The following is a 23631-nucleotide window of genomic DNA, read 5'->3' as shown; positions in this document are numbered from 1 at the left end:
CGGGCGTTCGAACACGCGTTCGTCGATGCTACCGGCCGCGCGGTCACCGCCCCTGGTCGGAGCGGACGCCGGTGGCCGGGCCCGACGTTGCCACACGCCACCGACAGTGCCCCGACCGTGCACGGTCGGCGCCGTCTCGGCGGGGTGTGGCGCGGGTGCTGGCAGGCGGGCCGGTGACCGGCTTTGATGACAACCATGCCGGACCCACAGACCTTCCCCGCCGGGGCACGCGATCCGCGTCACGCGCTGGCCGACGCCGACGGGCGGCTCGTCCGCACCGTCGACGCGATGTCCCCCGACGAGTGGCGCGCCCCGAGCCTCCTCCCGGGGTGGAGCCGGGCGCACGTCGTCGCGCACGTCGTGCTCAACGCCGAGGCCCTCGCCGGCGTGCTCGACGCCGCCGCCCGGGGTGAGCAGGCCGCGATGTACCCCAGCCAGGAACGCCGCGACGGCGACATCGAGGCGCTGGCCGCGGCGACGCCGCAGGAGCTCCGCGACCGGCTGCTGGCCTCGACGACGGCGTTCGCGGACGCCCTGGCGGCGGTGTCGGACGAGGGGTGGCGGGGCACGTTCGACCGCACCCCCGGGGCGCGGCCGCGGCCGCTCGTCGACGTGCCGGACATGCGGTGGCGCGAGGTCGAGCTCCACCACCTCGACCTCGGGCTCGGCGCGACGCCAGAGGGCTGGCCCCCGGACTTCGCCGCGGCGCTGGTCGGCGCGATGGTCGCCCGCGGCCCGTCGACGACCCCGCTGCGGGTGCACGCCACCGACCTCGACCGGACCTGGGAGTCGGCGCCGGGCGCCACGACCACCGTCCGGGGCACCGCCGCGGACCTGGGATGGTGGCTCAGCGGCCGCCGCCCGGTCCCGGGCGCCGGCACCGGACCCACGAGCGACGACGGCGTGCTGCCGAGGATCGAGGAGCTGTGAACGACTACACGGGCGCGGTGTCGCCGGGTGGCCCGGCCGACGTGCGGGAGCTCGCCCAGCTGCGCATCGCGAAGGTCGCGGTCGACGAGCAGATGTCGAACAACTGCTACCTGCTGACCTGCCGGGAGTCCGGCGAGCAGCTGCTGGTCGACGCCGCTGCGGAGCCGAGCACCCTGCTCCCCCTCGTCGGCGGCGCCGGCCTGTCGACGGTCGTGACGACGCACCAGCACTGGGACCACCACCGGGCGCTCGCCGAGGTCGTCGCGGCGACCGGCGCCGAGGTGCTCGCCGGCGAGCCGGACGCGGCCGCGATCACCGAGCAGACCGGTGTCGAGGTCACGCGACCGCTCCGCCACGGCGACACCGTGACCGTCGGCCGCTGCGCGCTCGAGGTCATCGCCCTCGCCGGGCACACCCCCGGCTCGGTGGCGCTGCTGTACGACGACCCGGAGGGCCACCCGCACCTGTGGACCGGCGACAGCCTCTTCCCGGGCGGCGTGGGGAACACGTTCGGCGACGCCGACGCCTTCCGGCAGCTGGTCGACGAGGTCGGCACGAAGGTCTTCGACCGGCTGCCCGACGAGACCTGGTTCTACCCCGGTCACGGCGGCGACTCCACGCTCGGCGCCGAGCGGCCGCACCTGCCGGAGTGGCGCGAGCGCGGCTGGTAGCCGCCGGGGGCCTAGGCCGCGTCGGGGCGGCGGAGCCGCTCCTCGCGGGGTGCCGCCTGCGTGGTGCGGGAGGGGTACGGCGCGCGCGGCTCGACCGGGTCCGGGACGACCTCGCGCAGCACGTCCACGACCTCGTCGCCGGGCGACCAGCCCGCGAAGGGCCAGGACCCCGGACCGTCGATGCGCAGGCCGCTGCCCGGCTCCCGGCGCGGGGCCGCGACCGCCGGCGACCGGGTGGGGGCCGGCTCGACCGCGGTCGCCCCGCGGAAGCCGTTCAGGGCGGCGAAGACCGCCAGCTCCTCCAGGTCCGGGAGCGTGCCGTCGCCCAGGTGCCGGAGCAGCTGGGCGTGGGACAGGTCCGCGGCGACGACGATCGCGAGCGCGTGCACGCCGTACTGCTGGACCCAGCACCACATGGTGAACGGCCGGATGCCGGCGTCGCAGGCGCGACCGAGGACGAGCGCGACCTCCTCGGGCGGCAGCTCGTGGGCGCGCAGCAGGCGCTCGACGTCCGCAGTGGTCGCGGCCTGGGGGTTGCCGGCCACGTGGCGGAGCCGGCGCTCGGCCGCGGAGGGGCGCCCGGCCGGGCGTCCCGCACCGCAGGCGAGGGGCCAGGCGAGGACGAGGGCGACGAGGCAGACGAGGGTGGCGATCACGACCCCTCCTTCCAGGACGGACGGCCCTCGGTCGTCCGAGTGACGATCGAGTGGGGGGAGGCCGTGCGCCCAAGGGGTGTTGGGAGCAGATGGTGACCGACCCGGGGACCGGATCGTGAGGGCGGATCGGTCGGTCCGTCGTGGTCACTTCGGACCAGCGGATCCTGGGGTGGGCACGCCGTTTGGGTCGACGGCGGAACGGGTTCTGCACCGCTCCGACGACGCCGCCGAGCCGGGCTCAGCCGTGGGTCCACGCCCGGCTGAACCCGTCGAGGTACTGCCGCACGGTCTCCCGCTCGCTCACGACCAGGCTGACGCCGTCCCCGGCGAGGGCGCCGTCGGACCAGGCGGGCCCACCGACCCATGCCTTCTGCACGCCCTTCCGCTTGCCGTAGCGGCCGTCGACCACCAGCAGGTTGCCGCCGACCTTGGCGTCGCGGGTCTGGACCCCGCCGCGCTCCAGCGTGCGGCGGATGCCGCGCAGGACGTGGGGGCCGAGCACCGCTGCGACGTCGCAGCCGCGCTGACGCAGCGTGACCAGCCGCTCCGCGATCCGCTTGCCCCGGGCTCCTGCCCAGGACCGGACCGCGGCCCGGACGTTGGTGCGGCCGTCGCTGGTCCGCAGGCCGGCGGCGTTCTTGCAGCCGACGGCGGCCAGGCCCCGGAGCACCGGGTCGCGGCGGGCCACGTCGGGGACCGGGTAGAGCTGGGCGGTGTAGGAGCCCCAGGTGAGCACCCGGGTCCTGGTGGCGTCGGTGGTGTCGGCGGCGAGCCGACCGAAGATCGTGCCGTAGCCGGCGTACAGCGCGGGGTCGGAGGAGAGGTACGCGCTCGACCACCGGTTGCGGGCCGCCTGCACCGGCGCGCCCGCGCCGACCACCGTCAGGTCAGTGGTGCCGCCGGCTCGGCTGACGAGCAGCACGGCGAGGTCGGTGCGACCGGTCCCGCCGAGGCAGCTGCCGGAGCACCGCGCCACCCACGAGCCGGCCGAACGGTCGGTGCCGACGGCGGCCGCGAGCGCCCGCTCCTCGGCGGTCGACGACCCGGCACCCAGGACGACCTGCACGGCGACGCCCTCGGCGGCCGCGTCGACGAGGGCACCCGCGAGCGTCGGGTCGTCCAGGCGGGGGGTCGCCAGCCGGACGAGCGCGCCCGGCTCGGCGTCCATGACGGCGCGGGCCTGCCGGTCACCGATCCGCTTGCGGTCCTCGCCGGTGCCGCCGACCGGCCGGTTGTGCAGCGCCCCGGTCGCGAACAGGTCGTTGGTGCGGTAGGTGACGACCACGGCGTCGTGGTCGGAGTTGAACCCGCCGACGACGCGTGCGCTGGTCCGGCTGAAGCCGCTGCCCTTGCGCAGCGTCATCGCGTAGTCCAGCAGCGAGCCCGGACCGCGGGACCCGGTCAGCGGCATGTCGAAGCTGACCACCCCGCCGAGCGCGTCGGTCGGCAGCCCGGCGTTGCGCCGTCGCCTGTCGGCCAGGTAGTTGACGTTCAGGTCCCCGCCGGCGAAGACGTGCTCGGTGGTGCCGGCGAGCCGCCGGATCTCCTGGCGCAGCATCCCCAGGTGCTTGCGCAGCCGCGGGATCCGCTTCATGTTCGACAGCTGCGCGTCGCGCGAGGCCTGCGCGATCGTGTGGGTGTTGACGAAGCCGAACACCTTGCCGGTGGCGACCTCGCGCAGCCGCACGCTGTTGATGAACCGCGCCGGCGTCACGCCGTTCTGCGCGCCGTGGGTCATCACCGAGCGGCCCTCGATGAGCCGGAACCGCTGGCGGTTCCAGATGATCGGGATGGCGACGCCCGCACCGTTGGGCATGTACCAGCCCCAGTCCCTGGCCTGCAGGAGCGCGACGAGGTTCTGCCGGTCCTCGGCCTCGGAGAACTCCTGGAGGCCACCGGCGTCGCCGAGGGTGAGCGCCCTGCGGACGTCGGCCATCGCCTTCTCCGGTCGCAGGCAGTGGCAGACGTTCAGCGTGAAGCCGGTGTACGACGGGCTCGGCAGCGCCGCTGCTGCGGGCGCGAGCGCCGGGGCGACCGGCCCGCCGGGCGCGGCCGGCGGTCCCGCGAGGGTGAGGGCCAGCCCCAGGACGAGGACGGCCGTGAGCCCGGTCGCCAGGGCGCGGCGGACCAGCTGGACGGCCGCGGTGGGGGCTGGCACGGAACTCCTCCGGGACGGGTGCACGGGACGGCGCCGTGGACAGGCGCAGGTGGCATCACACCAGTCACACCAGCCCCACGCAACGCGTCTGGAACAACTACAGATCTGTAATTCCCAGCGCGCCCGCGAAGCCGCCCGCCTCGACGACGGGTCGGCCGTCAGTTGTACGTCGCGCGCACCGTGTCGGTCGTCGGCACCGACTGGCAGGCCAGCCGGATGCCGTCGGCGAGGTCCTCGTCGTCGAGCACGTCGTTGTGGAGCATGTCCACGTCGCCCTCGAGGAGCCGGACCGCACAGGCCGAGCACTCCCCGTCGCGGCAGGAGTACGGCGCCTTGACGCCCTTCGCCTCGAGGTGGTCGAGCATCTTGGTGCCCGGCGCCCAGTCGTCGAAGGAGTGCGTCTCCCCGTCGAGCTCGACCTCGAGCCGGACCGGCCCCGACGGGCCGCCGCCGTGGCTGGCGGGCTCCTGCGCGGCGTCGTCCTCGTCGTGCTCCGCGGCGTCGATCTCCTGCTCGGCCACCTCGACGTCGTGCAGGTCGCCGAACGGGTTGCCGCCGAGGGAGACGAACTTCTCCTGGTGGCGGCGCTCGCGCGGGAACTCGAGCTCCTTGAGGGCGGCCACCGTCATCTTCATGAAGGGCGTCGGACCGCACACGAACGCGTCGTACGTCGTGTAGCCGGCGGCGAACGCCTTGACCTGCTCGTGGGTGGGCAGCCCCTGGACCGACTCCAGCCAGTGGACGACGACGAGCCGGTCGGGGTGCGCGGCGGCCAGGCGGGCCAGCTCGCCGGCGAAGATCACCGAGGACTCGTCGCGGTTGGCGTAGAACAGGACGATCCGGCCGGTCCCCTGCTCCAGCGCCGTGCGGGTGATCGACATGACCGGCGTGATGCCGCTCCCGCCCGCGAACAGCAGCAGGTCCGCGCTGAGCGAGGCCGGGGTGAAGATGCCGCTCGGCGGGAGCACCCGCAGGCTGTCGCCGGGCGCGAGGTTGTCGCACATCCAGTTCGAGGCGTACCCGCCGTCGGTCCGCTTGACCGTGATCGTCAGCGGGCCGCCGCCGACCGGGCTGCTGCACAGCGAGTAGCACCGCGCCGCCACGCCCGTCTGGTCGCTCGGCACGGCGACGGTGAGGAACTGCCCCGGCTTGTAGGCGAAGTGCTCCTCGGCGCCGGCAGGCACCTCGAAGCTGATGGAACGGGCGTCGGGCGTCTCCTCGACGACGTCGAGGATCTTCAGCTCGAAGGAGTCGGTGTCCACGGGGTCTCTCTGGTCGGGGGGGTGATGGGGCCGGGCCGCCTCAGTATCCGTCCTCGGCACCGATCGGGACCTGTCCCTCCCGGACAGCGGTCTCGATGCTCGCGAGCATCCGCGGGCAGCCGACGTGGCTCTCGCGGACGCCGTCGCGCCGGGTCAGCTCCGGGCAGTGCGCCCGCGCCTCGGTCGTCCACTGGATCGAGGTGTGGTGCTCGCTGTTCTTCTTGACCCCGACCTGCGCGAGGCAGTCCAGGCAGGCGACCTGGGTCAGCCGGGCGGAGGTGTAGAGCCGCTGGTCCTCGACGGTCTCGGGACTCAGCGGGACGAACGACGGCACGCTCAGGTCCCCGTCATGACCTGGGGCTTGCCCTCGGCCTCCGGGTCGGCCACGCCGTCCGCCGGCGCGGAGTCCTCGGCCGCCTTCCTCGCGAGGTTCTCCGCGACCTCGGCCTGCCAGAACTCGTTGGCCTTGGTGGTGTCGACCTCGAACTCGAAGCGGTCGACCATCTCGGGGGCGATGTCGGCGACGTCGACGTAGAACTGCTCGTACCAGCGACGCAGCTGGTAGACCGGGCCGTCCTCCTCGCACAGGAGCGGGTTCTGCACCGGCACCTTGTTCTTCCAGATGTGCACGTCCTGGAGGAAACCCTCGCCGAACATCGTGGCGTACTTCTTCGCGATGTACTGCGCGGTCGCCTCGTCGAGGCCCTCGGGCTTCTTGACGGCGATGCCGTACTGCAGCGTGAACGAGTCCGGCCCCGTGGGCAGGTGGCAGTTGATGAGGACGACCTCGGTGACGAAGCCCTTGTAGTCGACCTCGAGCCAGTTGACCATGTACGACGGGCCGAAGTAGGTCGCCTCCGACTTCAGGAACATCTCGGCGTCGCCGTACCCGCCGCTCACGTCGGGGCGGCCCTTGGAACCCATGTACTGCGTGGCGCGGGTGCCCTCGAAGACGTTGCGGAAGCTCGTCGGGAAGGACAGGTGCACGTAGTAGAAGTGCGCCATGTCCACGACGTTGTCGATCAGCTCGCGGCAGTTCGAGCCCTCGATCGGCACGACCTCCCAGAACCAGTCGGTCCACTCGTCGGTGCCGATCCCCGGCAGCTCGGGAGGGAGGACGTCCAGGTCGGGGGCCGAGCCCTCGACGTCGTGCCAGACCAGCACCTGGCCGTTGCGGATGACCACGGGGTACTTCTGGGTGCGGGCGCGCAGCGGGACGCGGCGGGCGTAGGGGATCTGCTTGCACTTCCCGTCGCCGCCCCAGCGCCAGTCGTGGAAGGGACAGGCGACCTCGTCGCCCTTGACGCTGCCCTGGGTGAGGTCCCCGCCCATGTGGCGGCAGTAGCCGTCGAGGACGTTGGTGCCGCCCTGGCTGTCTCGCCACACGACCAGCTTGGTGCCGAACGCCTCGATGCCGTGCGGCCGGCCGTCGGCGAAGGCCGACTCCAGGCCGAGGCAGTGCCAGCCGCGCGCGAAGCGCTCCGGCGGCTTGCCCTGGTCCAGGTAGCGGGTGCTGGATCCGGTGTCGCTCATCGCGTGCCTCCCGATCGTTCGATGGCCGAACCGCGTGCCGGTGGACCAAAACGAGAACAGGTTATAGTTTTCTGCTCGGTGTTTCCACCATCCCGCACCGCCCGGTACCACTCGGCAGGAGTTCCGCATGCACCTGGCACTGACGGATGCGGAGCTGCGGCTCCGCGAGGAGCTGCACGAGTACTTCTCGGAGGTGGTCACCCCCGAGGTCCGGGCCGGCCTGGCGGCCTCGGCGGGCGAGGTCGGCGAGGCGGGCGTCTACAAGGACGTCATCCGCCGGCTGGGCAGGGACGGGTGGCTGGGGATCGGCTGGCCCGAGGAGTACGGCGGCCAGGCCCGCTCGATGGTGGAGCAGCTGATCTTCACCGACGTCGCGGCCGACCACGGGGTGCCCATCCCCTACCTGACGCTCAACACGGTCGGGCCGACGATCATGCGGTACGGCACGCCCGAGCAGAAGGACCACTTCCTGCCCCGGATCCTCGCCGGCGACTTGCACTTCTCGATCGGCTACTCCGAGCACGGGTCCGGCACCGACCTGGCGTCCCTGCGCACGCGGGCGGTCCGCGAGGGCGACGAGTGGGTGGTCAACGGGCAGAAGATGTGGACCTCGCTCATCCAGTACGCCGACTGGGTCTGGCTGGCCTGCCGCACCGATCCCGACCTGCCGCGCCACAAGGGCCTGTCGATGATCCTCGTCCCCACCGACGCACCCGGCTTCTCGTGGACGCCCGTCCACACCGTCGCCGGGGTCGGCACCAGCGCGACGTACTACGAGGACGTGCGCGTCCCGGTCGGGAACCTGGTCGGTGAGCTCAACGGCGGCTGGGCGCTGATGACCAACCAGCTCAACCACGAGCGCGTCGCCCTCACCTCCTCCGCGCCGCTGACCCAGTCGCTGCGGCTGGTGCGCGCCTGGGCGCAGGAGACCAAGAACGCCGCCGGCGACCGGGTGATCGACACCGAGTGGGTGCAGATCGCGCTGGGCCGCGCCCACGCCCGGATCACGATGCTGACCCAGCTGAACTGGAAGCTCGCCTCCGACGCCGACCACGGCGTGGACCTCTCACCCGCTGAGGCGTCGGCGACCAAGATCTACGGCTCGGAGCTGGCGACCGAGGTCTACCGGTCCCTGATGGAGGTCGTCGGCCCGAACGCCGCGCTACCCGCCTCCTCCGACGGGGCCGTGCTCGCCGGACGCCTGGAGCGGATGTACCGGTCCTCGCTCGTCATGACCTTCGGCGGCGGCACCAACGAGATCCAGCGCGACATCATCGGCTACGTGGGCCTCGGGCTGCCCGCGGCGAAGAGGTAGGCAGACCCATGGACTTCTCCTTCACCCCCGAGCAGGACGAGGCCGCCGAGCTGGCCGCGCGCATCCTCGCCGACCGCGCGACGCCCGAGCGGATGCGCGCGGTCGAGCAGGCCGGCGACCGCTTCGACCGCGAGCTGTGGCGCGACCTCGGCGACGCCGGCCTGCTCGGCCTCGCGCTCCCCGAGGCGCACGGCGGGGCCGGCCTCGGGCTCGTCGAGCTCTGCCGTGTCCTGGTCGAGGTGGGCCGCAGGGTCGCGCCGGTGCCGCTGGCCTTCCACGGGCCGGCCGCCCTCCTGCTCGCCGAGCACGGCTCGACCGAGCAGCAGGCGTCCTGGCTGCCGGGGGCCGCGTCGGGCTCCGCCGTCCTCACCGCCGCCGTCGCGGAGGACCGCTCCTTCGCACCCGAGCGGCCCACCACCGTGGCCGCGGGCGACGCCGCCGGCGGGTGGCGGCTGACCGGGGCCAAGGCCGTCGTCCCGGCCGGCGCGTACGCCGACCTGCTGCTCGTCCCGGCCGACACCCCCGAGGGGGTCGGCGTCTTCCTGGTCCGCCCCGACGACAGCGGCGTCACCCTCACCCCGCAGGACTTCACCGACGGTGATCGCGTCGCCCGGCTCGAGCTGGACGGGGCCGCGCTCGGTGCGGACCGCCTCGTGGGGCCCGCCGACGGTTCGGTGGACCGCCGGCTGCGGCAGCTGCTGGTGCTCGCCGCCGCCGCCGAGCAGCTCGGCGTCACCGAGGGCGCGCTCGCGCTGACCGCGGCGTACGCGGGGACGCGGGAGCAGTTCGGGCGACCGATCGGCACCTTCCAGGCCGTCTCCCAGCGGCTGGCCGACGGCTACATCGACGTCCTCGGCCAGCGGCTGACGCTGTGGCACGCCGCCTGGCGGCTCGCCGAGGGCCTGCCCGCGGAGAGCGAGGTGGCGGTGGCGAAGCTCTGGGCCGCCGACGCGGGCCACCGGCTGGCCCACACCACGATCCACGTCCACGGCGGTGTCGGCATCGACCTCGACGGCGAGGCGCACCGGTACTTCACCACCGCCAAGCGGTTCGAGTTCCTCCACGGCGGAGCCACCGAGCAGGCCCTGCTCATCGGCCGGCACCTCGCGGCCGAGCCGGCCTGACCTGCTCGGACCACGCCGCCTCGTCCGATCGGTCACACCTGGTCGATCACCCGGCGCGCCTGCTTGACGCTGCTCTAGCGTCGAGCGCATGTCCCCCCGGCTGCCGCTGCTGCCTGCCCTCGTGGTGGCGTTCCTGCTCCTCCTGGGACCGGCCACCGCCGCCGGCTCCCTCGCCGCTCCTCCCCCGGCCGCTCCGGCGGCAGTCGGCACCGGCTCCGACAACCCGCTCGCGGGTGGCACGTGGGGCGTCTACCGGGGCGGCGCGGAGATGGCCTGGGCGCCGTACGAGCGGGCGACCGGTCGCCAGCGCGAGCTGCTCGGGCAGATCGCGAACGCACCGAAGGCGAAGTGGTTCGGCGACTGGATCCCCGACCGCGACATCGCCGCGCGGGTCCGGGAGTACGTCGCCAACGCCCAGGGCGGCGACCCGGACGCGCTCGTCCAGCTGACGGTCTTCCGGATGGTGCCCTGGGAGCACGAGGCGTGCACCCGGCTGCCCACGAAGGCCGAGAAGGCGTCGTACAAGCGATGGGTCCGCAGCTTCGCCGGCGCGCTCGGCGACACGCGGGCCGCGGTGGTCCTGCAGCCCGACGGGCCGTTCGCGCTCTGCGCGCCGCGGGGGTCGACCCAGCTCTCCCGGCTGGTGGCCTACGCCACGCGGGCGCTGGCGGCGCTCCCCCGCACCTCGGTCTACATCGAGGTCGGCTCGGCCGGGTGGAACCACCTCGACCCGCAGCTGGCGGTGACCCAGCTGGTGCGCGCCGGTGTCCGCCACGTGCGCGGCTTCCACCTGAACACGACCCACTACGAGACGACCGCGCGCCAGGTCCGCTTCGGCGCGCGGGTGGTCGAGGCGCTGGCCGCCCGCGGCATCGCCGGCAAGCACTTCACCGTCGACACCGCGCAGAACGGGCGCGGCTTCACCTTCGAGTACAACCGCCGGCACCACGGCGGCCGGTTCGACAACGCCCCGACCTGCACCAGCCGCAAGCAGCGGCGCTGCGTCACGCTCGGCATCCCGCCGACCTGGCAGGTCGCCGACGAGCGCTGGGGCCTGCCCGACGACGTGCGTCGCCTGGCGGCCGCGCACGTCGACGGCTACCTGTGGGCCGGGCGGCCCTGGCTGGACCGCCAGGCCAAGCCGTTCGACCTGCGGCGGGCGCTCGCGGTCGCCCGGACCACGCCGTACCGCTAGACGCTGAGGCCGTCGAGCCGCTTGACCGTCTCGTCGAACTCCGCGACCAGGTCCGCGACCACGTCGGCGACCGGGCGGACCTCGTTCATCCGGCCGACGATCTGGCCGACCGGCATGGAGATCACGTCGGGGTCGTTGGACGCCACGATCCGGTTGTGCGCCTCGGAGACCAGCAGGTTCTGCAGCGGCATCGGCAGCGGCTGGGGCGCTTCCTCCTCGGCCCACGCCTCGACCCACTTGGTCTTCAGCAGGCGCGCGGGCTTGCCGGTGTAGACCCGGGTGCGGACGGTGTCGCTCGAGGTCGCGCGGGTGAACGCGGTCTCCCAGGCGGAGTGGTTGGCGGAGAGGTTGCGGTACTCCTCGGTGCCGAGCCAGATCGAGCCCGTCCAGACGCCCTGCGCACCGAGCGCCAGCGAGGCCGCGACCTGCCGACCGGACCCGATGCCGCCGGCGCCCAGCACCGGGACGTCCGGGCCGACCGCGTCGACGATGTCGGGGGTCAGCACCATGCTGGCCACCTCGCCGGTGTGGCCACCGGCCTCATAGCCCTGCGCGATGATGATGTCGACGCCGTTGGCGACGTGGCTGAGCGCGTGCTTGGCCGCACCGGCCAGCGCCGCCACCTTGACGCCGTGCTCGTGGCAGGTGTCGATGACGTCCTTCGGCGGCGAGCCGAGGGCGTTGGCGATGAGCACCGGACGGTGCTGGAGCGCCACGTCGAGGTGGCTGCGCGCCACCGAGTGCAACCAGCCGAGGACGCCGTCGCGGCCCTCGCCCTCGGGGAGCGGCGGCACGCCGAGCCTCTGCAGCGTGCGGTCGACGAAGGAGATGTGCTCCTCGGGGATCATCGCCTTGAGGTCGATTGAGGTGCCCTCGGTCGGGATCTTCATCGGCATGACGATGTCCACGCCGTACGGCTTGCCGTCGGTGTTGTCGTCGAGCCAGCTGAGCGTCTCCTCGAGCTCCTCGGTCTCGTTGAACCGCACGCAGCCGAGGACGCCCAGCCCGCCGGCGCGCGACACCGCGGCCGCGACGTGCTCGGAGGGGGTGAAGGCGAAGATCGGGTACTCGATGCCGAAGGCGTCGCAGAGGGGGGTACGCATCTGGTGCTCAGGCTCCCGTGGGTGCGGTGGACTGGTCGGCGGGCCGGCCGGTGACGGCCAGCGCCATCTCCTTGGCCTTGGGGTACTGCGCCTTGCCCGTGGCGTTGCGGGGCACGCGGTCGACGAGGGTGAGGGCGCGGGGCAGCTTGTAGCCCGAGAGGTGGGCGCGCAGGTAGCTGCGCAGGTCCTCGAGCTCGAGGGTGTGGCCCTCGCGCAGCTCGACCACGGCGGCGACCGCCTGGCCGAACTTCTCGTCGGGCACGCCGACCACGAGCACGTCGTACACCGCGGGGTGGCCTTTGATGGCCATCTCGACCTCCTCGGGGTAGACCTTCTCGCCACCCGTGTTGACGCAGTTCGAGCCGCGCCCGAGCAGCGTGACCTTGCCGCCCTCCTCGATCCGGGCGTTGTCCCCTGGGACCGAGTAGCGCTCGCCGTCGATGGTCAGGAAGGTCGCGGCCGACTTGACCTCGTCCTTGTAGTAGCCCACCGGCACGTGGCCGCCGCGGCCGAGCCGGCCGACCCGGCCGACGTCGGTGGCCACGTCGAGCAGGCGGTTGTCCTCGTCGATGACGACGCTGGCCGGTCCGAGCGCGACGACGGGGCCGTCGGCGCTGATGTTGTCCTTCTCCTGCATGCCCATGCCCTGGAAGCCGGTCTCGGAGGCCCCGATGGAATCGGTGAAGACGGCGTTCGGGAAGGCGTCCATCCACCGCTTCTTCACCGGCGGGCTGAAGATCGCCGCGCTGCTGGAGATCGCGAACAGGCTGGACCCGTCGAAGTCCCCGGCCTCGTAGGCCTCGATCAGCGGGCGCGCCATCGCGTCGCCGGTCATGAAGATCAGCTGGACCTTCTCGCGGTCGATGATCTCCCAGGTCCGGACGGGGTCGAACTTCGGCTCGAGGATCGTGAGGCGCCCGGCGAAGAGGTGCATGAGGAGACCGGCCTGGGCGCCGCCGTGCATGAGCGGGCTCAGTGGGAAGGTGACCATCCGCGGGTCGGTGGCCTGCTTGGACTGGTCGCGCTCGTCGAGCCGGTCACCGGTGTAGAAGTCGATCCCGCCGCCGAGGACCCGCCAGAAGTCCTCGTGGCGCCACATGACGCCCTTCGGGAAGCCGGTCGTGCCGCCGGTGTAGATGATGTGCAGGTCATCGGCGCTGCGCTCGCCGAAGTCGCGCTCGGCGGACTGGCCGGCCAGCGCGTCGTCCCACAGGACGCCGCCGTACGACGACACGTCGCTGGTGTCGTCGGGCTCGATGGCGTCCGGCATCACCACGGCCACCCGGAGCTTCTCGTGGCGGGGGAAGCACGCGGCGACGAGGTCCGCGTAGGGCCGCTCGTGGACCAGCGCGACCACGTCGGCGTTGTCGAAGAGGTAGTTCAGCTCTCCCTCGACGTACCGGTAGTTGACGTTGATGTTGACCGCGCGGATCTTGGTCACCGCCAGCACCGCCACGACGTGCTCGATGCTGTTCTTGGCGTAGATCCCGACGTGGTCGCCGGGGCCCACTCCCTGCGCCTGCAGGTAGTGCGCGAGCTTGTTCGACTCGGCCTCGAGGTCGGCGTAGGTGGCGACCCGATCACCCACCTTGACGGCGAGGTTGTCGGGCGCGGCGTCGACCGCGTGCTCGAAGAGGTCAGCGATGTTGTGAGCCACGCCGCGACACTAGAACACGTTCTCGTTCTTGGCTAGCATCCCCGCATGACCAGCACGGACGCCTCCCAGGCCCCCTCCAACAGCCCCTCCGACGCGCCCTCCGAGCCGCACTGCCTCGTCGAGCAGGAGGGCCACAAGCTGGTCGTCACGATGAACCGGCCGGAGTCGCGCAACGCGCTCTCCGGCGAGATGCTCGCGATCATGGAGGAGGCCTGGGACCGGGTGAATTCCGACCCCGAGATCCGGGTCTGCATCCTCACCGGCGCGGGCGGCTACTTCTGCGCCGGGGCCGACCTGAAGTCGATGTCGAAGCGGCCCCCGTCGGAGTCCTTCGAGTCCGGCGAGTACGACCCGACCGTCATCAAGGGCCTGCTCAAGGGCTTCCGGCTGACCAAGCCGCTCATCGCCGCGGTCGAGGGCCCCGCCATCGCCGGCGGCACCGAGATCCTGCAGGGCACCGACATCCGGGTGGCCGGCGAGTCCGCGAAGTTCGGCATCTCCGAGGCGCGCTGGAGCCTCTACCCGATGGGCGGCTCGGCCGTCCGCCTGGTCCGCCAGATCCCCTACACCGTCGCGGCCGACCTGCTGCTGACGGGCCGCCACGTGAAGGCGGCCGAGGCGAAGGAGATCGGCCTGATCGGGCACGTCGTCCCCGACGGCCAGGCCCTCGCCAAGGCCCACGAGATCGCCGACCTCATCGCCGCCAACGGCCCGGTCGCCGTCCAGGCCATCCTCCGCACGATGCGCGAGTCCGAGGGCAAGCACGAGGACGAGGCCTGGAAGGACGACGCCCGCGTGGGTGCCGCCGTCTTCGCCTCGAACGACGCCAAGGAGGGCCCGCGCGCCTTCGCCGAGAAGCGCGCCCCGCGCTTCACCGCCTCCTGAAGCGGTCGGCGCTGGCGCGCCTCCCTGCTCGACCCGCAGCACCCGGCGTACCGCTGGTCGAGCAGGCGAGCGCCAGCGAGCCGTCGTCGAGACCCCGTGACCGTCCCCACCTCCCTAGGTACCTCACCGCACCGCTGGTCGAGCAGGCGAGCCCTGGCGAGCCGTCGTCGAGACCGCGCGACCGTCCCCAGCGCCGCAGGCACCTCACCAGGTCTCGACGACGCTCGGCGCTAGCGCGCCTCCCTGCTCGACCAGCGGGTGCCCTGCGCTGGCGAGCCGTCGTCGAGGCCCCGCGACCGTCCCGACCGCCCTGGGCACTTCACCGGGTCTCGACGACGCTCGGCGCTGGCGCGCCTCCCTGCTCGACCAACCGAGCCCGCCCGCTGGTCGAGCAGGCGAGCCCTGGCGAGCCGTCGTCGAGACCCGGTGACCGTCCCCAGCGCCGTGGGCACCTCACCGGGTCTCGACGACGCTCGGCGCTGGCGCGCCTCCCTGCTCGACCAGCAGAGCCGTGGGCACCCCACCGGGTCTCGACGACGCTCGGCGCTGGCGCGCCTCCCTGCTCGACCAGCAGCACGTCCGCGCTGGCGCGCCTCCCTGCTCGACCAGCAGCACGCGGCGGAGAGGTTCCCCACAGGGCCGAGCGACGTTGTCCGGTGGTGACCCGGGTACCGCTCGGGCATGACCAGTGACACCGAGGCCACGACCGACGACCTGCACAACACCATCCGCGAGCTCTGGCAGCGTGCCCAGGGCGGCGGGGCGACGGGCGACGACCTCGCGCCGCCGTCGGGCTTCGGGCAGTCGGTGACCGCGATCCCCGACACCGACATCGCCGAGGCCACCGGGCTCGGGCTCGACCCCGTGCGCGAGTACCTCGACAACGCCGACGGCACCCTGTTCGTCGTCGGCCGCAGCGGCGACACCCGGACCGTCCAGGGCCTGCTCTGAGGGCTCGCGGGTCCTGACGGCTACGCGCCGTCGACCAGCGCCTGCACCGCCGCGCCGTACCAGCGGGCCACCCGCTCGGGCGGCGCGGCGGTGACGACGGGGTCCTCGAGGATCGCCAGGGCCTCGAGCAGCCCGCCCACCTGCGCGGCCACCAGCCGCGACCGCAGCTCGACGTCCTCGCCCTCGAGCCGCCCGGCGATCGGGGCGGCGAGCGTCGTCTCCATCGCCTCCAGCAGCCGGGTCCGGACCTGGTCGCTGTCGGTCGCGCGGATCATCGCCCGGTACGTCGTCCGGAACACGCGTCCGAGCCGGTCGTCGAGCACGAGCGTGACCAGTCGCTCCCCCAGTCGCTCCGGCGGGCCGTCCAGCGCCTGCTCGAAGGCGCCCTCGACGTCGATCGTCTCGAGGAACAGCTGCTCCTTGGAACCGAAGTGCCGCATCACCAGCGCGGCGTCGACGCCCGCCTCCGCGGCCACCGAGCGCACCGAGGTCGCGGCGTACCCGCCGGCCTGGAACTGCCGGCGTGCGGCCTCCGCGATCGCCGTCCGTGTGCTGCGCCCGGTCACCCGCGCAGGCTAGTGGCTGCGCGGGCGCACCGGCCGCTCACCCGACGGCGCGGTCCCCGGTCCAGTACTGCGCACGCAGCGCCTTCTTGTCCGGCTTGCCCAGGGCGGTCAGAGGGAGCGCGTCGGCCACGACGACCTGCTTGGGCGACTGCACCGACCCTTTGCGCTCCTTGACCATCTCCTGGATCTCCGCGGTCATCCGGGCCACCGACTCCTCGTCGCAGGCCGCGTCCTCCCGCAGGACGACGATGGCGGTGACCGCCTCGCCGAACTTCTCGTGCGGCGTGCCGATCACCCCGACCTGCGCGACCGCGGGGTGCTCGGCGACGACGTCCTCGACCTCGCGCGGGAAGACGTTGAAGCCGCCGGTGACGATCATGTCCTTGGTGCGGTCCACGATGTACCAGAAGCCGTCCTCGTCCTCGCGCGCCACGTCCCCGGTGTGCATCCAGCCGTCGCGGAACGTCTCGGCGGTCGCCTCGGGGAGCTTCCAGTAGCCGCCGGCGAGGAGCGGCCCGGCCACGCAGATCTCGCCGGGCTCGCCGGTCGGCACGGGCCGCCCGTCCTCGCCGAGCAGCGCGGTCCGCAGGAACGCCGAGGGGCGGCCGCAGGAGGCGAGGCGGCGGTCGTCGGCGGAGACGTGGTCCTGCTTGCCGAGGTAGCTGATCACCATCGGCGCCTCGGACTGGCCGTAGTACTGCGCGAAGATCGGCCCGAAGCGGTCGATCGCCTCGCGCAGGCGGACCGGGTTGATCGCCGAGGCGCCGTAGTAGACGGTCTCGAGCGAGGAGAGGTCCCGGGTCCTCGAATCGGGGTGGTCCATCAGCGCGTAGAGCATCGAGGGCACCAGCATGGTCGCGGTGATCCGCTGCTCCTCGATCGTGCGCAGCACCTCGCCGGGGTCGAACTTCGCCAGCACGTAGAGGCAGCCGCCCTTGAGCACGGTCGGCACGAAGAACGCCGCGCCGGCGTGGGAGAGCGGCGTGCACATGAGGAAGCGCGGGGACTCGGGCCACTCCCACTCCGACATCTGGACCTGGGTCATCGTGTTCATCTGCCGCGACGTGCCGATGACGCCCTTGGGCTTGCCGGTCGTCCCGCCGGTGTAGGTGATCGACACGACGTGGTCGTGCGGCAGCAGCGCGGCCTCGAGCGGCTGCGGCTCGAACTCGGCCGCCTTCGCGGTCAGGTCCGCGCCCACGGACGCGAGCGGCTCGGGCACGGGGCCGATCGTGAGCACGGTGTCCAGTCCCGGGCACCGCTCGAGCAGGCCGAGCGCGCGCTCGACGAACATCGGGTTCGGGTCGATGACCAGCGTGGTGATCTCGGCGTCGTTGATGACGTAGGCGTGGTCCTCCAGCGAGCCCAGCGGGTGCAGCGACGTGCGCCGGTAGCCCTGGGTCTGGCCGGCACCGAGGATGAACAGCACCTCGGGCCGGTTCAGCGCGAGCAGGGCGCCGGCCGTGCCGCGCCCGGCACCCAGCGCCTCGAACGCCTGGACGTACTGGCTGATCCGCTCGGCCACCTCGCCGCCGGTCAGCGTGACGTCGCCGAGGTGCATCACGGGCTTCGTGCGGTGCTTCCTGAGGGCGGCCACCATGAGGTGTCCGTTGTGGGTGCCGAGCCGTAGGAGCTCCTGGGTCGCCTGGGTCTCGGCGGGCTGCACCAGCGCGGGGGTGCTCATGCGAGCACCTCGGCGACGCGGCGGACCTCGTCCGCGGATCGGCAGCTGAGCAGCAAGGTGGTCACTCCGGTCTCCTCCCACTGGGCGACGCGCTCGCGCACCTCGCCGGCGGTTCCGATGATGTGCATGTCGTCGACCAGCTCGTCGGGGACCAGCGCCGCCGCCTTGTCCTTCTCGCCGGTCAGGTAGAGCTCCTGGACCTGCGCCGCCAGCTCGGCGTGGCCCATCCGCTCGAAGACCTGCTTGTGGAAGTTCTGGTCCTTGGCCCCCATGCCGCCCATGTAGAGCGCGACGAACGGCTTCATCGCGTCGATCACGGCCTGCTTGCCGGCGCCGTCCTCGACGATCTCGAGGTGGCAGGTGGCGGCGATCTCGAAGTCGGCCCGGGTACGCCGGGCGCCCGGGCGCGCGAAGCCCTCGTCGAGCCACGGCTGGTACATGCCGGCGGACCGGGGCGTGTAGAAGATCGGGATCCAGCCGTCGGCGATCTCGGCGGTCTGCGCGACGTTCCTCGGCCCCTCGGCGCCGAGCCAGATCGGGACGTCGGCGCGCAGCGGGTGGACGATGGGCTTGAGCGGCTTGCCGAGACCGGTCGCGCCCGGGCCGGCGTACGGCAGCGGGTGGTGCGGACCGTCGTTGGTCACGGGCGCCTCGCGGGCGAGGACCTGGCGGATGATGTCGACGACCTCGCGGGTGCGGGCCAGCGGCTTGGCGAAGGGCTCGCCGTACCACCCCTCCACGACCTGCGGACCGCTCACGCCCATGCCGAGGACGACGCGGCCGCCGCTGAGGTGGTCGAGCGTGAGCGCGTGCATCGCGATCGAGGTCGGCGTCCGGCCGGACATCTGGACGATGGAGGTGCCGAGCCGCAGGCGCGTCGTCGTGCGCCCCCACCAGGCGAGCGGGGTGAACGCGTCGGAGCCCCACGCCTCGGCGGTGAACACCGCGTCGAAGCCGGCCTCCTCGGCGGCCGCGACGAGCTCGGCGACACCCGTCGGGGGCTGCGCGCCCCAGTAGCCGAGCTGCAGTCCGAGTTTCATGGTCGTCACCCTGGCAGACCCTTGCCGCGATTTCTAGAACATGTTTCACTTCCCGACCATGTCCCGAACCTTGTCCGCACCGGTCACGGTCGCCTTCGACTACACGCGGTCCACCGGACCGGTCCTCGGTCGGTTCCTCACCGGCCTGCGCGAGGGCCGCGTCGTGGGTGGCCGGACCTCCGAGGGCCGCGTCGTCGTCCCCCCGCCCGAGTACGACCCGGTCACCCACCGGCAGCTCGACGACTTCGTCGAGGTCGCCGACACCGGCACGGTCACCTCGTGGAGCTGGGTCCCCGAGCCGGTGGCCGGCCAGCCGCTCGACCGCCCCTTCGCCTTCGTGCTGGTGACCCTCGACGGCGCCGACGCGCCGCTGGTGCACGCGCTCGACGTCGGCTCCCCCGCCGAGGTCCGCACGGGCATGCGCGTGCGGGTCCGCTGGGCCGAGGAGCGGGTCGGCGCGATCACCGACATCTCCTGCTTCGAGCCGGCCGAGGACGCAGCGACCGGCTCCGCGACCGAGCTCGGCGACCTGGGCGAGCCCGTCACGGGGGTCGTCACCCCCGTCGAGCTGGACTACCAGTACGCCGCGTCGCCGGAGGAGTCGTCCTTCTACCGCGCCATCGCCGAGGGCCGGATCATCGGCCAGCGGTGCCCCACCTGCGGCAAGGTCTACGTGCCGCCGCGCAGCGCGTGCCCGGCCGACGGCACACCGACCACCGACGAGGTGGAGCTCTCCCAGACCGGGACGGTGACGACGTTCTGCATCGTCAACGTGCCGTTCCTGGGCCAGCGGATCAAGCCGCCGTACGTCTCGGCGTACGTGCTGCTCGACGGTGCCGACATCGCCTTCCTGCACCTGATCCTCGACCTCCCGGCCGAGGAGGTCCGGATGGGCATGCGGGTCGAGGCGGTCTGGAAGCCCCGCGAGGAGTGGGGCACCACGATCGAGAACATCAGCCACTTCCGTCCCACCGGCGAGCCGGACGCGGACTACGACACCTACAAGCACCACCTCTGAGGCGGGAGAGACGATGAGAGACGTCGCCGTCGTCGGGTTCGCCCAGCGGCAGATGGAGGAGTTCGACGGGTCGCCCACGTGCGTGGAGCTGCTCGTCCCGCTCTTCGCGGAGTGCTACGAGCAGACCGGGTGGACCCGGCGCGACATCGGCTTCTGGTGCTCGGGGTCCTCCGACTACCTGGCCGGCCGGTCCTTCTCGTTCGTCCAGGCGGTCGACGCGATCGGCGTCATCCCGCCGGTCAACGAGTCGCACGTCGAGATGGACGCGGCCTGGGCGCTGTACGAGGCCTGGCTGAAGATCCAGACCGGGGAGGTCGACACCGCCCTGGTCTACGGGTTCGGCAAGAGCTCGGCGGGCGTGCTGCGCCGGACCCTGGCGCTGCAGCTCGACCCCTACACGATGACGCCGCTGTGGCCCGACACCGTGTCGCTCGCCGGCCTCCAGGCCCGCGCCGGCATCGACGCCGGGCTCTGGGACGAGCGGGCGATGGCCGAGGTGGCCAACCGCTCGCTGACCGACGCGGAGAAGAACGAGTACGCCGTGCGCAAGGGCGGCTCGTCGGTCGAGGAGCTCCTGGCCCGGCCGATGTACGCCGACCCGCTGCGCAAGCACGACTGCGCGCCGGTCACCGACGGCGCGGCCGCGATGGTCCTCGCCGCCGGCGACCGGGCCCGCGAGGTGCGCGACCGGCCGGCGTGGATCAGCGGCTTCAGCCACTACGTGGACGCGATCAGCATGGGCAGCCGCGACCTCACCCGCTCCCCCTCGGCCGAGCGCGCCGGCCGGGCCGCGGGCGTCGACGGCGTAGAGGTGGCCGAGCTGCACGCGCCGTTCAGCCACCAGGAGCTCGTGCTGCGCCGGGAGCTCGGCCTGGCCGAGGACGTGGCGGTCAACCCGTCGGGCGGTGCGCTGGCCGGCAACCCCATGTTCACCGGCGGCCTGATCCGCCTCGGCGAGGCCGCGCGCAAGGTGTGGGACGGCGAGGCAGGCAAGGTGCTCGGCCACGCCACCAGCGGCCCCGCGCTCCAGCAGAACATCGTGTGCACCATGGAGGGCAGGAACTGATGGCCAAGCAGCCAGCCGCGATCGTCGGCGTCGGCCAGACCCGCCACCGCGCGAAGCGTGAGGACGTCTCGATGGCCGGCCTCTGCCGGGAGGCCATCGACCGGGCCCTCGCCGACGCCGACATCTCCCTCGACGACATCGACGCGATCGTCGTCGGCAAGGCGCCGGACCTGTTCGAGGGCGTGATGATGCCCGAGCTGTTCCTCGCCGAGTCGCTCGGCGCGGCCGGGAAGCCCCTGCTGCGGGTGCACACCGCCGGCTCGGTGGGAGGCTCGACCGCCATCGTCGCCGCCTCGCTGGTCCAGGCGGGCGTGCACAAGCGGGTCCTGACCGTCGCCTACGAGAAGCAGTCGGAGTCCAACGCGATGTGGGCGCTCTCGGTGCCTGTGCCGTTCAACATGCCGGTGCACGCCGGCGCCGGCGGGTACTTCGCCCCGCACGTGCGCTCCTACATCCGCCGCTCCGGCGCGCCGACCCACGTCGGCGCCATCGTCGCGGCCAAGGACCGGCAGAACGCGCTGCGCAACCCCTACGCCCACCTGCGCAACCCCGACACCACCGTCGAGTCGGTGCTGGCCTCGCAGGTGCTGTGGGACCCGATCCGGTACGACGAGACCTGCCCCTCCTCCGACGGCGCCTGCGCGATGGTGATCGTCGACGAGGACACCGCGGCCGCGTCGCCGAACCCGGCCTGGATCCACGGCACGGTGATGCGCTCGGAGGCGACCACGGCCGCCGAGCGCGACCAGGTCAACCCGCAGGCGGGGCGCGACGCCGCGGCGTACCTCTGGCAGCAGGCGGGGATCACCGACCCGCTCCGAGAGATCGACGCGGCGGAGATCTACGTGCCGTTCTCGTGGTTCGAGCCGATGTGGTTGGAGAACCTCGGCTTCGCCGCGGAGGGCGAGGGCTGGCGGCTGACCGAGTCCGGCGGCACCGCGATGGACGGCGTCCTGCCGGTCAACTGCTCCGGCGGCGTCCTCTCCTCCAACCCGATCGGCGCCTCGGGGATGCTCCGGTTCGGCGAGGCCGCCCTGCAGGTGCGCGGAGCGGCCGGGGAGCACCAGGTCGACGGCGCCCGCAGGGCGCTGGGCCACGCGTACGGCGGCGGGTCCCAGTTCTTCGCGATGTGGGTCGTCGGCGCGGACAAGCCGGGCAACTAGCCGGGCGACCCGTCCACCGGCCACTGCCCGGGGCGACCGAGCGCCTCGGGCAGTGTCGTGCCCGCGTCCCCGTCCGCCGCGGCGACCTGCTGCTGGGTCAGGAAGAGCGCCCGTGCCAGGTCGGTGCCCCGCACGTCCGCACCGCGCAGGTCGGCGCCGGTGAGGTCGGTCCGCTCCAGCACGGCGCCGCGCAGGTCCGCGCCGATGAGCAGCGCGCCGCGGAGGTCCGCGCCGGCGAGGTCGGCGCCGCGCAGGTCCCGGCCGACGAGGTCCCGGGGCAGGTCGGGCGCCGCCGAGCCGGCGCGGGCCCGCTCGCTCGCGGCACGCAGCAGGGGCACGGCGCCGGCCCGCTCCTCGTCCACGTCGACCGCGGCGACGACGTCGGCGTCCGCACCGGCCAGCCCCTCGAGCCGGACCCGCACCGCCTCGAGCTCCGCGTGGAGCGGGCCGTCCACGAGCGAGGCCGCCTCCGCGACGTACCAGAGCAGCTCGTGGAGGCCGCGGACGACGTGGAAGACCGCGAACATCCGCCCGGCCGCCGCGGGGTCGGCGCGCCAGTCGGTCCCGGGCAGCACGTCCCCGACGACGCGCTGGCCCGCGCCGAAGCAGTCGTACGTCGTGCAGCCGCGGAACCCGCGCTCGGGGAGCCGGTCGTGGATCGAGCAGCGGGAGTCGCCGGCCAGGTGCGGGCACGGCGTGCCCGCGGGCTTGTCGATCGCGAAGTCCGCGGAGGGGGCGAAGGCGAGCGCGACGCAGCACAGGCCCGTGCAGCGGGCGCAGTCGGCCCGCAGGTGCGACCGATGGTCGATGTGGGCCACGGGGACGAACCTATCTAGGCTGGGGGCGTGATCGAGCTCCGCACCCCTGCCCAGGTCGAGGAGATGCGCGCCGCAGGCCGCTTCGTCGCCGACGTCCTCACCGCCCTGGCCGAGACCGCCGACGTGGGCATGAACCTGCTCGAGCTCGACGCCCTGGCGCACCGGATGATCCGCGAGCGCGGTGCGGAGTCCTGCTACATCGACTACCACCCGTCCTTCGGGGCCTCGCCGTTCGGCAAGGTGCTGTGCACCTCGGTCAACGACGCGGTGCTGCACGGGCTCCCCCGCGACTACGTCCTGCAGGACGGCGACCTGCTCAGCGTCGACTTCGCGGCGAGCGTCGACGGCTGGGTGGCCGACTCGGCGTACTCCCTGGTCGTCGGCACCGCCCGTCCCGAGGACCTCGCGCTGATCGCGACGACCCAGCGGGCGCTCGAGGCCGGCGTCTCGGCCGCGCAGCCGGGCGCGAAGATCGGCGACATCTCCCACGCCATCGCCTCGGTCGCCCGCGAGGCCGGCCTGAAGATCAACACGCAGTTCGGCGGCCACGGCGTCGGCCGGACCATGCACGGCGACCCGCACATCCCGAACGACGGGCGCCCCGGCCGTGGGTACACCCTCAAGCCCGGCCTGGTCATCGCGATCGAGCCGTGGTTCCTGCACACCACCGACGAGATCTTCACCGACGCCGACGGCTGGACGCTGCGCAGCCTCGACGGCTCCCGCGGCGCCCACATGGAGCACACCGTCGCCGTCACCGAGGACGGCCCCCTGGTGCTGACCGCGCGCCAGCACGAGCCCGTCCTCAAGGGCGGGCTCGTGCGGGCCTGAACCGC

The 23631-nt window shown here is 73.1% G+C and carries 22 protein-coding genes; 11 read left to right on the top strand and 11 right to left on the bottom strand.

The window, feature by feature from the left end:
• Positions 1 to 195: 195 nt before the first annotated feature.
• Together AB0N29_RS06020 and AB0N29_RS06015 are read left to right on the top strand one after the other, a co-directional pair.
• The gene (locus AB0N29_RS06020; RefSeq protein ID WP_364864924.1) at positions 196 to 930 is read left to right on the top strand and encodes a maleylpyruvate isomerase family mycothiol-dependent enzyme; all 735 of its coding nucleotides are present in this window, start codon (positions 196 to 198) and stop codon (positions 928 to 930) included.
• Complete coding sequence (locus tag AB0N29_RS06015; protein ID WP_364864922.1) at positions 927 to 1601, top strand: MBL fold metallo-hydrolase; 675 nt, start codon at positions 927 to 929, stop codon at positions 1599 to 1601. Before AB0N29_RS06020 ends, AB0N29_RS06015 begins: the two co-directional genes overlap by 4 nt.
• 11 nt (positions 1602 to 1612) lie before the next feature.
• On the opposite strand, the gene AB0N29_RS06010 is transcribed toward AB0N29_RS06015, so the two are convergent.
• The 5 genes from AB0N29_RS06010 to AB0N29_RS05990 form a co-directional block, all read right to left on the bottom strand.
• Positions 1613 to 2257 carry a hypothetical protein gene (locus AB0N29_RS06010; protein ID WP_364864920.1) on the bottom strand — a complete coding sequence of 215 codons (645 nt, stop codon included), beginning with the start codon at positions 2255 to 2257 and terminating at the stop codon, positions 1613 to 1615.
• A 238-nt stretch (positions 2258 to 2495) separates the two neighbouring features.
• A complete protein-coding gene (locus tag AB0N29_RS06005; RefSeq protein WP_364864918.1) occupies positions 2496 to 4415 on the bottom strand; it encodes a hypothetical protein in 1920 nt (639 codons plus the stop codon).
• A 158-nt stretch (positions 4416 to 4573) separates the two neighbouring features.
• The gene (locus AB0N29_RS06000) at positions 4574 to 5677 is read right to left on the bottom strand and encodes a ferredoxin--NADP reductase (protein WP_364864916.1); all 1104 of its coding nucleotides are present in this window, start codon (positions 5675 to 5677) and stop codon (positions 4574 to 4576) included.
• 40 nt (positions 5678 to 5717) lie between these two features.
• Positions 5718 to 6011, bottom strand: a complete 294-nt coding sequence (locus AB0N29_RS05995) for a hypothetical protein (protein WP_302271188.1) — start codon at positions 6009 to 6011, stop codon at positions 5718 to 5720.
• Between the two features lie 2 nt (positions 6012 to 6013).
• Positions 6014 to 7210, bottom strand: coding sequence for a Rieske 2Fe-2S domain-containing protein (locus AB0N29_RS05990; RefSeq protein ID WP_364864913.1), 1197 nt, complete (start codon positions 7208 to 7210; stop codon positions 6014 to 6016).
• 127 nt (positions 7211 to 7337) lie between these two features.
• On the opposite strand from AB0N29_RS05990, the gene AB0N29_RS05985 reads away from it, so the two are divergent.
• The 3 genes from AB0N29_RS05985 (at position 7338) to AB0N29_RS05975 (ending at position 10844) form a co-directional block, all read left to right on the top strand.
• The gene (locus AB0N29_RS05985) at positions 7338 to 8525 is read left to right on the top strand and encodes an acyl-CoA dehydrogenase family protein (RefSeq protein WP_364864911.1); all 1188 of its coding nucleotides are present in this window, start codon (positions 7338 to 7340) and stop codon (positions 8523 to 8525) included.
• A gap of 8 nt (positions 8526 to 8533) precedes the next feature.
• Positions 8534 to 9649, top strand: a complete 1116-nt coding sequence (locus AB0N29_RS05980) for an acyl-CoA dehydrogenase family protein (RefSeq protein WP_364864909.1) — start codon at positions 8534 to 8536, stop codon at positions 9647 to 9649.
• An 88-nt stretch (positions 9650 to 9737) separates the two neighbouring features.
• The gene (locus AB0N29_RS05975) at positions 9738 to 10844 is read left to right on the top strand and encodes a glycoside hydrolase family 6 protein (RefSeq protein ID WP_364864907.1); all 1107 of its coding nucleotides are present in this window, start codon (positions 9738 to 9740) and stop codon (positions 10842 to 10844) included.
• Here the strand turns inward: AB0N29_RS05975 and AB0N29_RS05970 are convergent.
• Both AB0N29_RS05970 and AB0N29_RS05965 read right to left on the bottom strand, forming a co-directional pair.
• On the bottom strand, positions 10841 to 11947 hold the full coding sequence (locus AB0N29_RS05970; protein ID WP_364864905.1) for a nitronate monooxygenase family protein: 1107 nt from the start codon (positions 11945 to 11947) through the stop codon (positions 10841 to 10843). The genes AB0N29_RS05975 and AB0N29_RS05970 overlap by 4 nt on opposite strands.
• Before the next feature lie 7 nt (positions 11948 to 11954).
• Positions 11955 to 13604, bottom strand: coding sequence for an acyl-CoA synthetase (locus AB0N29_RS05965; protein WP_364864903.1), 1650 nt, complete (start codon positions 13602 to 13604; stop codon positions 11955 to 11957).
• Positions 13605 to 13649: 45 nt separating this feature from the next.
• Here AB0N29_RS05965 and AB0N29_RS05960 point away from each other — a divergent pair, with 45 nt between their 5' ends.
• Positions 13650 to 14489, top strand: coding sequence for a crotonase/enoyl-CoA hydratase family protein (locus tag AB0N29_RS05960; protein WP_364864901.1), 840 nt, complete (start codon positions 13650 to 13652; stop codon positions 14487 to 14489).
• 681 nt (positions 14490 to 15170) lie between these two features.
• Positions 15171 to 15440 carry a hypothetical protein gene (locus tag AB0N29_RS05955; RefSeq protein WP_364864899.1) on the top strand — a complete coding sequence of 90 codons (270 nt, stop codon included), beginning with the start codon at positions 15171 to 15173 and terminating at the stop codon, positions 15438 to 15440.
• 20 nt (positions 15441 to 15460) lie between these two features.
• On the opposite strand, the gene AB0N29_RS05950 is transcribed toward AB0N29_RS05955, so the two are convergent.
• From AB0N29_RS05950 to AB0N29_RS05940, 3 genes are read right to left on the bottom strand one after another with little or no spacing between them, the layout of a single operon-like run.
• Positions 15461 to 16006, bottom strand: a complete 546-nt coding sequence (locus tag AB0N29_RS05950) for a TetR family transcriptional regulator (RefSeq protein ID WP_302271173.1) — start codon at positions 16004 to 16006, stop codon at positions 15461 to 15463.
• Positions 16007 to 16043: 37 nt separating this feature from the next.
• Entirely contained in the window at positions 16044 to 17690 is a 1647-nt protein-coding gene (gene fadD8 / locus AB0N29_RS05945) for a fatty-acid--CoA ligase FadD8 (protein WP_364864896.1), read from the bottom strand.
• Positions 17687 to 18730: an LLM class F420-dependent oxidoreductase gene (locus tag AB0N29_RS05940; protein ID WP_364864894.1), complete on the bottom strand. Its 1044-nt coding sequence runs from the start codon at positions 18728 to 18730 to the stop codon at positions 17687 to 17689. Before AB0N29_RS05940 ends, fadD8 begins: the two co-directional genes overlap by 4 nt.
• 58 nt (positions 18731 to 18788) lie before the next feature.
• On the opposite strand from AB0N29_RS05940, the gene AB0N29_RS05935 reads away from it, so the two are divergent.
• From AB0N29_RS05935 to AB0N29_RS05925, 3 genes are read left to right on the top strand one after another with little or no spacing between them, the layout of a single operon-like run.
• Positions 18789 to 19748 carry an OB-fold domain-containing protein gene (locus AB0N29_RS05935; RefSeq protein WP_364864892.1) on the top strand — a complete coding sequence of 320 codons (960 nt, stop codon included), beginning with the start codon at positions 18789 to 18791 and terminating at the stop codon, positions 19746 to 19748.
• Between the two features lie 13 nt (positions 19749 to 19761).
• Positions 19762 to 20814, top strand: a complete 1053-nt coding sequence (locus AB0N29_RS05930) for a thiolase domain-containing protein (RefSeq protein WP_364864890.1) — start codon at positions 19762 to 19764, stop codon at positions 20812 to 20814.
• Positions 20814 to 21977 (top strand): thiolase domain-containing protein, encoded by a 1164-nt coding sequence (locus tag AB0N29_RS05925; protein ID WP_364864888.1) that lies wholly within the window; start codon positions 20814 to 20816, stop codon positions 21975 to 21977. The genes AB0N29_RS05930 and AB0N29_RS05925 overlap by 1 nt, the downstream gene beginning before the upstream one ends.
• Here AB0N29_RS05925 and AB0N29_RS05920 read toward each other — a convergent pair.
• Positions 21974 to 22795, bottom strand: a complete 822-nt coding sequence (locus tag AB0N29_RS05920) for a pentapeptide repeat-containing protein (protein ID WP_364864886.1) — start codon at positions 22793 to 22795, stop codon at positions 21974 to 21976. The genes AB0N29_RS05925 and AB0N29_RS05920 overlap by 4 nt on opposite strands.
• Before the next feature lie 27 nt (positions 22796 to 22822).
• On the opposite strand from AB0N29_RS05920, the gene map reads away from it, so the two are divergent.
• Positions 22823 to 23626, top strand: a complete 804-nt coding sequence (gene map / locus AB0N29_RS05915) for a type I methionyl aminopeptidase (protein WP_302271164.1) — start codon at positions 22823 to 22825, stop codon at positions 23624 to 23626.
• Positions 23627 to 23631: the final 5 nt, after the last annotated feature.

Source organism: Nocardioides sp. NPDC092400 (assembly GCF_040684155.1).
Taxonomy (GTDB): Bacteria; Actinomycetota; Actinomycetes; order Propionibacteriales; family Nocardioidaceae; genus Nocardioides.
This window is presented reverse-complemented; position numbering and strand designations above follow the sequence as displayed.

Coding starts and splice junctions, on each gene's coding strand:
- AB0N29_RS06020 (WP_364864924.1), top strand. CDS start 196: ATGCCGGACCCACAGACCTTCCCCGCCGGGGCACGCGATCCGCGTCAC.
- AB0N29_RS05985 (WP_364864911.1), top strand. CDS start 7,338: ATGCACCTGGCACTGACGGATGCGGAGCTGCGGCTCCGCGAGGAGCTG.
- AB0N29_RS05975 (WP_364864907.1), top strand. CDS start 9,738: ATGTCCCCCCGGCTGCCGCTGCTGCCTGCCCTCGTGGTGGCGTTCCTG.
- fadD8 (WP_364864896.1), bottom strand. CDS start 17,690: ATGAGCACCCCCGCGCTGGTGCAGCCCGCCGAGACCCAGGCGACCCAG.
- AB0N29_RS05990 (WP_364864913.1), bottom strand. CDS start 7,210: ATGAGCGACACCGGATCCAGCACCCGCTACCTGGACCAGGGCAAGCCG.
- AB0N29_RS05940 (WP_364864894.1), bottom strand. CDS start 18,730: ATGAAACTCGGACTGCAGCTCGGCTACTGGGGCGCGCAGCCCCCGACG.
- AB0N29_RS05980 (WP_364864909.1), top strand. CDS start 8,534: ATGGACTTCTCCTTCACCCCCGAGCAGGACGAGGCCGCCGAGCTGGCC.
- AB0N29_RS05960 (WP_364864901.1), top strand. CDS start 13,650: ATGACCAGCACGGACGCCTCCCAGGCCCCCTCCAACAGCCCCTCCGAC.
- AB0N29_RS05925 (WP_364864888.1), top strand. CDS start 20,814: ATGGCCAAGCAGCCAGCCGCGATCGTCGGCGTCGGCCAGACCCGCCAC.
- AB0N29_RS05970 (WP_364864905.1), bottom strand. CDS start 11,947: ATGCGTACCCCCCTCTGCGACGCCTTCGGCATCGAGTACCCGATCTTC.
- AB0N29_RS05955 (WP_364864899.1), top strand. CDS start 15,171: ATGACCAGTGACACCGAGGCCACGACCGACGACCTGCACAACACCATC.
- AB0N29_RS05930 (WP_364864890.1), top strand. CDS start 19,762: ATGAGAGACGTCGCCGTCGTCGGGTTCGCCCAGCGGCAGATGGAGGAG.
- AB0N29_RS05935 (WP_364864892.1), top strand. CDS start 18,789: ATGTCCCGAACCTTGTCCGCACCGGTCACGGTCGCCTTCGACTACACG.